The sequence below is a fragment of the Streptomyces sp. NRRL WC-3626 genome, from assembly GCF_000718785.1.
Taxonomy (GTDB): domain Bacteria; phylum Actinomycetota; class Actinomycetes; order Streptomycetales; family Streptomycetaceae; genus Streptomyces; species Streptomyces edwardsiae.
This window is the reverse complement of record NZ_JOCA01000023.1, coordinates 48854-60917: the sequence shown is the minus strand read 5'-3', so window position 1 is coordinate 60917 and position 12064 is coordinate 48854. Positions and strand designations below refer to the sequence as shown.

9 protein-coding genes and 1 tRNA gene are annotated in these 12064 nt (G+C 71.9%); 1 reads left to right on the top strand and 9 read right to left on the bottom strand.

Translation table 11 applies throughout. From position 1 onward, the window contains the following. Positions 1 to 9 precede the first annotated feature (9 nt). The 9 genes from IF28_RS0128375 to IF28_RS36585 all read right to left on the bottom strand — a co-directional run bounded on the left by IF28_RS0128375 (position 10) and on the right by IF28_RS36585 (position 10073). Entirely contained in the window at positions 10 to 843 is an 834-nt protein-coding gene (locus IF28_RS0128375) for a carbohydrate ABC transporter permease (RefSeq protein ID WP_030225892.1), read from the bottom strand. Next, positions 843 to 1763 (bottom strand): carbohydrate ABC transporter permease, encoded by a 921-nt coding sequence (locus IF28_RS0128370; protein WP_051713924.1) that lies wholly within the window; start codon positions 1761 to 1763, stop codon positions 843 to 845. The genes IF28_RS0128375 and IF28_RS0128370 overlap by 1 nt, the downstream gene beginning before the upstream one ends. A gap of 5 nt (positions 1764 to 1768) precedes the next feature. Then, the gene (locus IF28_RS0128365; protein ID WP_030225889.1) at positions 1769 to 3022 is read right to left on the bottom strand and encodes an ABC transporter substrate-binding protein; all 1254 of its coding nucleotides are present in this window, start codon (positions 3020 to 3022) and stop codon (positions 1769 to 1771) included. Between the two features lie 226 nt (positions 3023 to 3248). Then, positions 3249 to 3322, bottom strand: a tRNA-Pro gene (locus IF28_RS0128360). 111 nt (positions 3323 to 3433) lie between these two features. Beyond that, entirely contained in the window at positions 3434 to 3808 is a 375-nt protein-coding gene (locus IF28_RS0128355) for an MmcQ/YjbR family DNA-binding protein (protein ID WP_030225887.1), read from the bottom strand. Positions 3809 to 3862: 54 nt separating this feature from the next. After that, positions 3863 to 4012 carry a hypothetical protein gene (locus tag IF28_RS39530; RefSeq protein ID WP_199809048.1) on the bottom strand — a complete coding sequence of 50 codons (150 nt, stop codon included), beginning with the start codon at positions 4010 to 4012 and terminating at the stop codon, positions 3863 to 3865. Between the two features lie 354 nt (positions 4013 to 4366). Then, a complete protein-coding gene (locus IF28_RS0128345; RefSeq protein ID WP_030225886.1) occupies positions 4367 to 6490 on the bottom strand; it encodes a cellulose binding domain-containing protein in 2124 nt (707 codons plus the stop codon). Between the two features lie 331 nt (positions 6491 to 6821). Continuing rightward, a complete protein-coding gene (locus IF28_RS0128340; RefSeq protein WP_030225884.1) occupies positions 6822 to 8303 on the bottom strand; it encodes a DHA2 family efflux MFS transporter permease subunit in 1482 nt (493 codons plus the stop codon). 672 nt (positions 8304 to 8975) lie between these two features. Then, entirely contained in the window at positions 8976 to 10073 is a 1098-nt protein-coding gene (locus tag IF28_RS36585) for a hypothetical protein (protein WP_030225882.1), read from the bottom strand. Between the two features lie 146 nt (positions 10074 to 10219). Between IF28_RS36585 and IF28_RS0128330 the strand changes: the two genes are divergently transcribed. Further along, entirely contained in the window at positions 10220 to 12055 is a 1836-nt protein-coding gene (locus tag IF28_RS0128330; protein ID WP_030225879.1) for a caspase family protein, read from the top strand. Positions 12056 to 12064 lie beyond the last annotated feature (9 nt).

Below are 12064 nucleotides of genomic sequence, written 5' to 3'. Positions count from 1 at the left end.
CCTTCGGGCTCATCCCTTGACCGCCCCGGAGGTCAGTCCGGCGACGATCCGCCGCTGGAAGAGCAGGACGAAGATGATGATCGGGACGGTGATCACCACGGCCGCGGCGGCGATCGACCCGGTGGGCTGCTGGAACTGCGAGCTGCCGGTGAAGAACGCGATCGCGGCGGGGACCGTGCGCGCGGACTCGGTGGAGGTCAGCGAGATCGCGAACAGGAAGTCGTTCCAGCAGAAGATGAACACGAGGATGGCGGTGGTGAACACGCCGGGCGCGGCCAGCGGCACGATGACCAGCCGGAAGGCCTGCGCCGGGGTGGCCCCGTCGACCTTGGCGGCCTTCTCCAGGTCCCAGGGGATCTCCCGGAAGAACGCCGACAGGGTGTAGATCGCCAGCGGCAGCGAGAACGTCATGTACGGGATGATCAGCCCGGTCCAGGTGTCGAAGATCCCGATGATCCGCTCGATCTCGAACAGCGGGGACACCAGGGAGATCGGCGGGAACATGGCGATGAGCAGCGACATGCCGATGAGGAGCCGCTTTCCGGGAAACCTCAGCCGGGCCACCGCGTAGGCGGCCATGGTGCCGAGGACCACCGCGATCACGGTGGCGATCAGGGCGATGCCGATCGAGTTGACCAGCGCGCGGGTGAACTCGGAGGTCTCGAAGATGCCCCGGTAGTTCTCCCAGGTCCAGTCGCGGGGGATGTAGTTGCCGTCGGTGAGGGTGCCGGGGTCCTTGAACGACAGGGCGGCGATCCACCACACCGGGAACAGGGCGTACAGCACCACCACGACGTTGACGACGCCCCAGCGGGTGGCGTGGGACCTGCCGACGGCGGCCATCAGCGCTTCACCTCCGCGCCCGGTGCCGCGGCGCCGAACAGCCTGACGAAGGTGAAGGCGATGATCCCGACACAGAGGAAGATCAGGACCGAGATCGCCGACCCGATGCCCAGGTTCAGCGCGGTGAACAGGTTGTCGTAGCCGAGGATCGACAGGGAGCCGGTGCCCTGCGCGCCCGAGGTGAGCACGTAGATGTTGTCGAAGATCCGGAAGGCGTCGAGGGTGCGGAAGAGGAGGGCGACCAGGATGGCCGGTTTCATCAGCGGCAGCATGACCCTGGTGAACCGCTGCCAGGGGGTGGCGCCGTCGACCATGGCCGCCTTCAGGGTCTCCTCGGGGACGAGGGCGAGGCCGGCGAGCAGGAGCAGCGCCATGAACGGGGTGGTCTTCCACACCTCGGCGAGGACGATCAGCCACAGCGCGGGCCACTGCTCGGTGAGCGGGGCGTCGCCGCTGGGCAACAGGTCGGCGAGGTAGCCGAGTTCGGGTGTCCAGGCGTACTGCCAGGAGAAGGCGGCGACGACGGTGACGATGCCGTACGGGACGAGGACCGCGGTGCGTACGGTGCCGCGGGCGAAGAGCGTGCGGTGCATCACCAGGGCGAGGCCCATGCCGAGGACGAGTTCGATGGCCACGGACACGGCGGTGAGGAACACGGTGACCCAGAAGGCGTCCCACCAGAACGGGGAGGTCAGTACGGACCCGTAGTTGCTCAGGCCCACGAACTCCGCCCGGTCGGGGAAGCGCAGGTCGTAGCGTTGCAGCGAGAGGTAGACCGCGTAGCCGATGGGGTAGGCGGTCACGGCGGTCATGACGAGGACGGCGGGTGCGCACAGCAGCCAGCCGAGCCGGCGTTCCTGCCGGGCGCCGGCGGAGATCTCCTTCCGGCTCCGCGATTTGGCCTTCGCAGGCTCCGCCATGGTGCTCACGGGATCACACCCTCGGATCGCAGGGCCTGGTCGATCTGTTCCCGGATGGTGCCGACCGCGCTCTTCGGATCGATTCCGGAGGGCGGGGACAGGGCATGGGAGACGGCGATCGACACGTTCTGGTAGGCGGGGGTGAGCGGCCGTACGCTCGCGGACTCCAGGGCGGCCAGCACCTCCTGGGAGAAGGGGTACGCCTTCTTGAAGGCGGGTTCGTCGTAGAGGGCGCGCAGGGTGGGCGGGAGTCCGCCGTCGAGCGCGGCGGTGAGCTGGTTCTCCCGGTCGCGCAGGCACAGGGCGGCCTCGAAGGCGAGGTCGGGGTGGCGGGAGTAGGCGCTCACGGCGAGGTCGATGCCGCCGATGGTGGGGCGGGCGGGACGGCCGGCGTCGACGCGCGGGTACGGCGCCCAGCGGAAGTTCTTGAACAGCGCCGGGTTGTTCGCCTTCATCGACGGATAGACGAACGGGTAGTTGATCTCGAAGGCGGCCGTGCCGGACTCCATGGCGAGTCGGTTCTGGTCCTCCATCTGGTTGGGCAGGGAGGGGTCGGCGGCCGGGGAGTTCGCGAGTTCCCGCATGACCGTGGCGGCCCGTACGGCGGGCGGGCCGAGGGAGGGCTCGGTGGCGCTCGGGTTGAGAATGGTGCCGCCCGCGCTGTTGATGAGCGAGTTGAACCAGACGGTGAGGCCCTCGTACTGGGCACCCTGGATCTCCACGTAGTGCGGTTCTCCCCGCCGGGCGAGATCGCGGGACATGTCGATCATCTCGGCCCAGGTGGCGGGCGGGGTGGGCACCAGATCCGTGCGGTACCACAGGAGCTGGGTGTTGGTGTTGTACGGGACGGCGTACAGCCTGCCCTTCCAGGTGGCCGTCTGCAGGGGGACGCGGAGGGTGCCCTCGGTGGCCCGCCGCTTCGCCTCGCCGGTCCACTCGCGGATCCAGCGGGCCTCGGCGAACTCGGCGGCCCAGGTGACGTCGAGGCCCAGGATGTCGAGGGAGTCGTCCTCGGCGGCGAGCCTGCGCACCATCTGCTGGCGCTGGCCGTCGGCCGCGCGGGGCAGTTTCTGGTAGCTGATGCGGTAGCGGCCGCCGGATGCCCGGCTGCAGCGGTCGGCGGCCTGCTGCAGGGCACCGGAGTCGTCGGGGAAGTTGTACCAGTTCAGGGTGGGCCGGGAGGTGTCCCCGTCACCACCGCAGGCGGCGAGCGCGGAGGCCAGCAGGGTCAGCGCGACCAGCACACGCGTCCGTCGCACCACGCGCTCCACACCTCGCTTCCGGGACAGCGGCGCGGGCGCGGGGAAACCCCGCGGCGGCGCCTACCCGGCGAAGACTAAACAGGGCGAAGTGTCACATCAAGGACATCCGCCGGCGACTCACCCATGGCGGTCGGTGTGCGGGGCCGGTTCGCCCCGCGGGAGACATGACGAAGAGGCCGTCCCGGGTGTCCCCGGTACGGCCTCCGACCTGCGATGTCACAAGTCGGGACGACAGGATTTGAACCTGCGACCCCTTGACCCCCAGTCAAGTGCGCTACCAAGCTGCGCCACGTCCCGTTGCCCGTCTGACCTGGGGATTCCCCCGGCTGAACGCGCACGGAAACCATACCGCACTCCGGGCGGTGATCGCGCACGCGTTTACGGCCGGGGGCTCGTCCCGGGCCGCCGTCAGGCCGGTGCCGTCCGGCCGGCGGGCGGCAGCCCCAGCCGGGGGTGCGCCTCGATGAGCCGGGCCGGGGCCGCCTGGCGCCAGGAGTCGGCGAGGATGTCGCGCAGTTCGCCCTCGTCCTCCAGGGCGGCGAGCCGGACCCTGACCCAGGCGAACTGTGCCTCGTGGCCGGCGATCCAGAACTTCTCCGGTTCGGCGAGGGCCAGTTCGTCGCGCTCCTCCTTGGGGCAGCGCACGGCGATGGAGGTCTCGTCCTCGGGCAGGGTGGCGAACATCTTCCCCGCGACCCGGAACGTGGGCATGCTCCAGGCGACCTTCTCCGTGCTGTCCGGCAGGGACAGGGCGATCCGTCGTACGTCTTCTGCATCCGGCATGACAGGCACGCTAGCGGCCGCCACTGACACTCGTCCGCCGGCGGCCGCTTCCGGTCATCTGCCCACTCTGGCGAGGTTGTACAGCCGTCTCAGGTGCTTGGCGACGGGGCAGTGCGCGCCGTCCGCGACGCATTGGCGGCAGGTACGCAGATGGTGCTCGTAGTCCTGGCGTGCCTGCTCGAGACGGTCGGGTGACGGCTGCATTCGGGTTCCTGACGGTCGGCCGGGGCACGCCGGATCACGGGCGCCCGCGGGGGATGGATCACCCCAGGTGGTTGCCTGAGGCGCACACGTCAATCGTGATCTTGTTACTCGCAGTACGGCAAACCGAGACAACGGGTTGGCACGTGGGTGTTTTCACAGCCGGGCGCCGCGGCGTTCCCCGCGCGGCAGCCACGCCGGGCAGCCGTCGACGACACCGAGCGGGAAGTGCCCGCGACCGCCCTGATCGCGTCTGCGGTCCCTCGGGGCGGGTCCCGGCGCGGTGTGGCGCTGCTCGCCATGCAGAGGGGGGGCGGCCGGTCGTACCGGCCGCCCCCCTTCCTCGACTGCGCGGTGTCAGCCGCCCGAGCAGACCGCGCCGTTGAGGCGGAAGACCGTCGGGTCCGGGTTGGGTCCGTCGTTGGCGCCGACGAAGCCGAACGAGGCCGTGGAGCCGCCGTCCGGGGCCAGCGGGCCGGCACCGTCGGGCGCGGTCACGCGGACATGCTTGCCGGTCTGGTGGAATCCGGCGTTCCAGCCGGAGGACACCGACTGACCCCCGGTCGGCCAGTCCCAGTCCATGGTCCAGCCGGTGACGGGGGTGTCCGAGAGGTTCCGGACGGTGACCGTGGCCACGAAGCCGTTGCCCCAGCTCGTGTCGCGGTGGTACGTCACCGCGCAGCGGGCGTCCGGCGGGGTGCCGGTGGTGAAGGTCAGCGGGGTGGACGGCGCGGAGAGCCGGCCCGCGGAGTCGGCCGCCAGCACGTTGACGGTGTGGGTGCTGCCCGGGGGCAGGTTGCGCAGGGTCACGGAGGTGCCGGTGCTCTCGCCCACAACGTAGGTGTGGGCACCGTCGCGCTCGTGGACCAGATAGCGGGCGGCGCCCGCCGCGCCCGGCCAGGAGAGGCGGGCGGTGGTGTCGGTCACCGCTTCCAGCACCGGAGTGCCCGGGGCCTCGGCGCCGGATGCGCCGGGGCCGGTGCCGGGCTCGGGGGTGAGGGTGACGGTGAGCATCCCGTACGGCGGCACGGTGACCCGGGAGGCCGACACCGTACCGTCGGTGACATCGGTGATGTCGCTGTCGCCGCGCGCGTACCGGCCGGCCTCGGGTGCCGCGGCGGACGGGGTGAAGCCGTCGTAGGCGAGGTCGACGGTGCGGGCGGCGTCCGGGTCCTTGTTGATGAGCAGGACGCTCAGCCGGCCGTCGCGACGGTGCACGGCGTGTGCGGAGACGTCCTGCGCGGAGGACTCGGCGGCGACCAGCGTGTCCCCCGCGGTGCCCAGTTCACCGGTCATCTTCATGCCGTAGTACGGGTGGAACGGAGTGTTGGGCGCCGGCTCGCAGACGTCGCCGGTACAGACGCCGCTGGAGAGCATCCCCATGTCGCCGTAGTCGGTCTCGCCGTCGACGGTGGTGATCTGTCCCGCGCCGTTGTGGGTGTTCCACCAGTCGACGGTGAAGGCTCCGTTCTCCAGGGCGGTCATGAAGGCGTCGGCGGCGAACAGCCCGTTGGGGCGGGCGGTCAGCATGGCGCCGCCGGTGTTGGTGTTGATCTCGGTGAGCGCGATGCCGATGCGCGGCGAGTCGGCACCGGCGTACCGGTCCAACTGGTCGCGTACCTCCCGCAGTTCGCCGGGGAGGCGGGTCAGCCTGGCCATGGCGTCCTCGGCGGTGGTGTAGGCGCCGCCCGCGTACCAGTGGACGCTCACGAAGTCGATGACGTCGGTGACTTCGGAGAGCACGGTGTGGTTCCAGTCGCCCGGATCGCCTTCGCCCACGATGCCGTCCGGCCACTCGCCCGGCGTGGTGAGGACCGCTCCGATCTTCACGGCCGGGTCGACGGCCTTCATCGCCTCGGCGTAGGCGCGGACCTGACGGGCGTACTCCCGGGGGCTCTTGTCCGCGTGCTCGTCGTGCTCCCAGCCGCTGCCGTAGTGGCCGTTGCCGTAGATCTCGTTGCCGATCTCCCAGTACTCGGCGTCGTAGTCCTTGGTGACGTTGGCGTACCGGACCCAGCCGGCCGCCTCCTCGGGCGTGCCGGAACCGTAGTTGGCGATCAGGATCGGCTGGGCGCCGGTGGCGCGGACGGTGCCCATGAAGGCGTCGAAGCCGGTACCGGGGGCGACGTAGCCGCCGGGCGCGGTGTGGGTCTCCCAGTGGTAGATGTCCGCGTAGGAACCGCCCGGGTAGCGCATCGCCCCGACGTCGGCCGCCTTCATCAGGTCGGCGACCACGGGATCGTTCATGTGGGAGTCCCAGACGGCCGTGTTGACGCCGCGTGCCGTGTCGGACATACGGCCCAGCGACGCCCGCGTGTTGACCCGGACCTCGGCGTCGGCCGCGGGGACGTCGGGCTCGGCGGCCGACGCGGCACCGGCGGCGTTCAGCGGGAACAGCAGGGTGAGCGCCGCGGCCAGGGCGGCGGCGGTGCGGACGGTGGCACCGCCTGCCTGGCGGCCGGATCTCTGCGGTAAGGACATGGGGGGTCCTCCCTCGGGGTCCGGCGGCACGGGCGGGGCGGCGGATGCCGGGGCCGTGCGGCCGGACAGGCGGAGTGCCGGCGCGACGGCGGGACGTTCCGCGCCTGTGGCACAGGGACGGTGCGTGGTTGCGGTGCGATCGTGCACGGCGGCGCGGCCGGTGTCGCCGATGGGAGCGCTCCCATGATGGGAGTGATGTGACGTGCTGTCAACAGAGGGGACCGGCGTCCGTGGCCGGTTCGCCCGGTACACGGATCGGCCGGTGCCGCGTGCCGCCGAGGTCATCGCCTCGACGGCACGCGGCACCGGCCGGCGTCCGCGCTTCCCGGACTCAGTGTCCGGCCAGCACGGTGGGGTCCGTGGCCTTGACCTTCTTGCGGGGCAGCAGCGCCGCCGGGACGAGACACACGGCGACCAGGATGGTCGCGACCAGGAACACCGAGGCGAACGCGTCACCCATCTCGGAGCGCACCTCGACGGGCGAGGTCGCGGTGATGTCCTTGAGGCCGTTGGTGAGGAGCACCGAGAACAGGGCGGTGCCGATCGAGGCCGCCACCTGCTGGACGATGTTCATCAGGGTCGATCCGCGGGCGACCGTGTGGTCCTTCAGGGTGGCCAGCGCCGACGCCATGATCGGCATCATCGTGGCACCCATGCCGAGGCCCATCACGAAGAGCGCGGCGACGATGTAGGTGTAGGACGTGTCCGCGCTGAGCTGCGTGAACATCCCCATGCCGACGGTGATCACCACGATGCCGGTCAGCACGATCTTGCCGGGACCGATGCGGTCGGCGAGTATTCCGGCGATCGGCATGGTGATCATCGCGCCGATGCCCTGCGGGGCGAGAAGCACTCCGGAGTCGAGCGCCGACTCCCCGCGCACCTGCTGGAAGTAGAGCGGGAACAGCAGGCTGGCGCCGAAGAACGCCATCGCGAACAGCGACATCGCGATCACCGCGATGCTCAGGTCCCGGTTGAGGAACAGCCGCAGGTCGATCAGCGGATGGATGTTGTGCCGCCGCAGCGCCCACGGGACGAACGCGGCGAGGAGGACCAGGCCGATCGCCGCGGGTATCAGGACCTTGCCCGCCCAGACGGTTCCGGCCTCCGGGATGGAGGAGACGCCGTACAGGAAGGTCGCCAGGCCCGGCGACAGCATCAGCATGCCCGGCCAGTCGAAGGTCTCGGACGGCTCCACGCGGTCCTTGGGCAGCACGATCGCTGCGTAGACCAGGGCGATCAGACCGATCGGCAGGTTGATCAGGAAGATCCAGTGCCAGGAGGCGACGTCGATCAGCCAGCCGCCCAGGATGGGGCCGAAGATCGGGCCGAGCAGCATGGGGATACCGAGTACGGCCATGACCCTGCCGACCCGCTCGGGGCCGGCCGCGCGCGTCAGGATCGTCATGCCGAGCGGCATCAGCATGCCGCCGCCCAGGCCCTGGAGCACTCGGAACGCGACCAGCATCTCGAGGGAGTCGGCGGCCGCGCACAGCGCGGAACCGAGCGCGAACAGAACGATCGCCAGCAGATAGAGCCGTTTGGTCCCGAACCTGTCGGCGGCCCAGCCGGTGAGCGGGATGACGCTCGCCAACGCCAGCGTGTAGCCGGTCATCGTCCAGGCCACCTGGGCCGAGGTCGCGTCGAATTCCTTCTGGAACGTCTGCAGCCCGACCGAGACGACCGTGATGTCGAGGATCGACATGATCCCGCCGAGCACGATCACCCCGGCGACGAGGAGGACCTTGCTGTCCAGCTTGTCCCGAGGTTTGTCCTCGGGAGGGCTGTGCTCAATCCGTTGCGACGCGGTCATTACTCAACCTTTCGAAAAAAGATGAAAATTCTGCCCTGGGCGAGAGCGTCAGTATGGCGGACGCCGTGGCGTCCCCCGGCGTGGGCCTCGCCGCTGCGCACGGTCGCAGCTCAGTGCGCCCAACAGCCGCCCCTCCTCGCGCTGTTCGCCCCCGGGCCGGCGACGGCTTCAGCGCAGCACGATGCCTGCGCGGGTCCCCAGTCGCCGCACCATGGTGCCTCACCACATGGGTGCGTCACCTACATATTTTTCGCGGCGGGGGCTGCGGGCGGTCCGGTCGTCGCCGGGTGACCGGGTGGCAGTGGGGTTCATGCGGCCGCAGCCGCGGGCCGGGGCCGCGTTCGGCGACCCGGCGCGGGCGGGTGGCCTGCGGGCCGGGGCCCGGCCGGCGCATCGGCCCCGTGGCACCCGGGGTACCGGAGGAGACGTTCTCCGGCATGCACGTACGGCCCGGCCCGGCGCGGGCGGGCCGTCGCCGCGGGATGTACCGTCACGCGGCGAGCGGGTGGGCGGGCCCCGCCACAGACGCCCTGACGCCCGCCCCACCGGTGAATACGCCCCGACACACGCGACGGCCACCCGCCACAGGCACCCATCACGCGCCGAGCGGGTGGGCGGCCCCCGCCACAGACGCCCTGACGCGCACCGAACCGGTGGGCGGGCCGCCGCCGGTCAGGGGCGCAGGACCACGCCGTACCGGGTGCGCAGCCGGTGGATCTCCCACCAGGCCACCGCCGTTACCGTGGCCGGGCCGCCGAGCACGGCGCACAGCTGGATCACCGGCGGTCCGGGCGGAGGCCCGCCCGCGATCAGGCCGATGACCGCGAACTCCCAGACGAGCACGCCGGTGAGCAGCGCGGGCAGGGCGGCGTGCACCTCCGCGGTGTTGAAGGCGCTGCGGACGGCGGGTCCGGTGGCGAACAGCACGAACAGCAGCACCCAGACCATCGGGACGAACGCCGCGAAGGAGAGCAGGGGCACCAGGAAGATCCGCGTCGCGCCGACGGACGTCCCGTCCGTGAGCGCGAAGGCCGCCCAGCCGCCCAGCCCGGCGAGCACCGGTACCAGGCCGAACGCCCCGAAGTACCACAGCGCCGACCGCCCGGCGGCGCGCAGCCGCTGCCGCATGACCGTGCGCGCGTGCGGCGGCGCCCAGCGCAGCAGCACCGCCACCACCACGGGCGCGCTGAGCAGCAGCAGCCACGGCGTGATCACCAGCCGCAGCCAGTACTGCTCCTGGGCCTGGGTCATGTCCTCCGGCTTGCCGTAGGCGATCAGGATGAGGAGGGACATGACGGCGGCGGTCCAGGCGCGCGCCCTCTGCACCCGCGCCACCTCCGGGTCCTCGAGACGGCGGTGGCCGCGCGCGGGGAAGAGCCGCCGCGCCCGGCTGCGGGCCGAACGGGCCAGCGCGTACCACCCGAGCAGGGGCAGGGTCAGCCCCCACAGACACGGCAACAGCAGCAGGGCCCACACACAGCCGTGGACGCGCTGCCGCCCGCCGCGCAGCACCTCGCCGAGGGACGGCCACTCGTCGTCGCGCATCCGCCGCCACAGGGAGGTGTGCGGCGGACGCGGGCCGTACGGGCCGTACGGATCGGGCTGCGGCGGGACGTACGGAACCCTGGGCGGTGTCCCCGGCGGTGCGACGTACGGGTTCCCGCTCGGCGCAGGCGGTGTCGTGTACGGGTTGCCGCTCGACGGCGGCTGGTAGGGGTTGCCGTACGGTGCCCCCGGCGGCTGGTACGGGTTGTGTCCCCCGAAACTCACGCTGCTGTCCTTTCCCGAGTTGTCGATGTTGCTCCGGCCAAGTCAACTGCTCGGCGGCCGCATGGACATGGGAATAAGCCAAGAAGCCCCGCATCCGCCCCGGATCCGCCCGGCGCGTGCCCGGCGGCCCCTGAAAGGATCACCGTATGCGGACCTTGAACGCCCTGTTCGTGGGCATCGACGACTACCCCGGGGCACCGCTGCGGGGGTGCGTGAACGACGTGCGGGAGGCGGAGGCATGGCTGCGGCGGCAGGGCCATGTCGCCTCCGACATCCGGCGGTTGCACGACGGCGACGCCACCCTGGCCGCCGTGCGGGCCGGCATCGAGCAGCATCTCGGCCGCAGCGGGCCGGGCGACACCGCGCTCCTGTGGTTCAGCGGTCACGGCACCGAGGAGCCCACCGACGCGCCGTGGGAGGGCACCGGCCGGTCGCAGGCGCTGGTGTGCCACGACAGTCTCGGCGACGGCGGCCCGCCGCTGTGGGACACCGAACTCGGCGCTCTGCTGGACGGTGTCGCCGCGCGCGGGGCACATGTGGTGGCCGTGCTCGACTGCTGCCACTCGGGCGGCGCCACCCGGACCGGCGCGACCGTGCGTGCCGTGCCCTGGCGCCCCTGGTGGCCGCGTACGGCGTCCGGGGGACGGGACGGCGGGAGCCAGGGGCCGCCGCCGCGCCAACACACCCTGCTCGCCGCCTGCCGGCCGCAGGAGCGCGCCCACGAGAACGTCCTCGACGGGCGGACGCGCGGCTACTTCAGTCATGCGCTGCTGGAGGCGCTCGGCAAGCTGGGCCCCTCGGCCACGTACGGCGGACTGCACGCGCTCGCCGGGGAACGCGTGCGCCGGCTCACCTCCCTGCAGCACCCCGAGCTGCGCGGCGGCGAGGACCGGCTCTTCCTGTCCGGCGACCGGGTGCCGGGTTCCCCCTTCCTGCTGCGGCACACGGCGGCGGGCTGGGAGGTCGACTGCGGTGCGGCGCACGGCCTGCGCGCGGCGGGTGCGGAGTTCACGCTGCTCGACGGCGACGGCACCCCGAGGACGGTGGTGGTGCGGGAGGTCCGGACGGAGTCGGCTCTGGTGGACCCGGTGGACTGGCGTCCACAACCCGGCGACCGGGACGCGGTGTTCGGGGTGACGCCTTCGGCGCTGGCCTTCCCGCCGGCGGCCGTGACGCTCACGGGCGACCCCGGCGTCGTACGCCTGATCGAGGCGGCCGTCGCCGGCGCGCCCATGCTGTCGACGGCCGCGACCGCCACCGAAGGCGTGCCGCTGCGGGTGGACGCGGGCCCGGGCCTGGCGCGGGTGTCGGGAGGGGCCGGCCGGGAGCTGCCGCCGCTGCCGGTGCGCTCTCCCGCCGACGCGGACCGCGTCATCGACTGCCTGACGCATCTCGCGCGCTGGCAGCAGCTGCGCGACCTCGTCAATCCCGACCCCTGGCTGTCGTCCCTCGTGCGGATCACGGTGGAGTCCACGGGGGTCGGCACCGTGCGGCACACCGCCGACGGGGAGATCATCTGCTCCTACACCGCCGATCACCGGCCGCCGCAGGTGATGGTGGGCGTCCACAACGACTCCGACCGGCCCCTGTGGTGCGTCCTGCTAGATCTGACCGACAGCCACGCCTCCTCCGTGGGCCTGTACGACGGCGACTTCGTCGGCGCGGGACACACGGGCCGGGCCCGGCGCGGACAGCCGGTGTGGCTGTATCTCCCGCCGGGGCGTGCGGTGGTGCCGGGGGCGTTCACCCGGGACTGGCTGAAGGTGATCGTGGCGGAGACCGAGCTCAACACCGCGCCGTTCGTCCTGGGTCCGTGGTCCCCCGGCGTCTCCCCGGCCGCGCGGACCGGCGGCGCCCCGGGGGCCACCGCCGGTCTGCTGCGGCTGACCGCGCCGCCGGGCGGCCGGGACGCGGGCGGCCCTCCGCAGGGCCCGGGTCGCTGGGGCACGGCCCAGGTCCGCCTACGGACCGAGGTGCCCTGAGCCGGCCCC

Coding starts and splice junctions, on each gene's coding strand:
- IF28_RS0128375 (WP_030225892.1), bottom strand. CDS start 843: ATGGCCGCCGTCGGCAGGTCCCACGCCACCCGCTGGGGCGTCGTCAAC.
- IF28_RS0128370 (WP_051713924.1), bottom strand. CDS start 1,763: ATGGCGGAGCCTGCGAAGGCCAAATCGCGGAGCCGGAAGGAGATCTCC.
- IF28_RS0128355 (WP_030225887.1), bottom strand. CDS start 3,808: ATGCCGGATGCAGAAGACGTACGACGGATCGCCCTGTCCCTGCCGGAC.
- IF28_RS39530 (WP_199809048.1), bottom strand. CDS start 4,012: ATGCAGCCGTCACCCGACCGTCTCGAGCAGGCACGCCAGGACTACGAG.
- IF28_RS0128345 (WP_030225886.1), bottom strand. CDS start 6,490: ATGTCCTTACCGCAGAGATCCGGCCGCCAGGCAGGCGGTGCCACCGTC.
- IF28_RS0128340 (WP_030225884.1), bottom strand. CDS start 8,303: ATGACCGCGTCGCAACGGATTGAGCACAGCCCTCCCGAGGACAAACCT.
- IF28_RS0128330 (WP_030225879.1), top strand. CDS start 10,220: ATGCGGACCTTGAACGCCCTGTTCGTGGGCATCGACGACTACCCCGGG.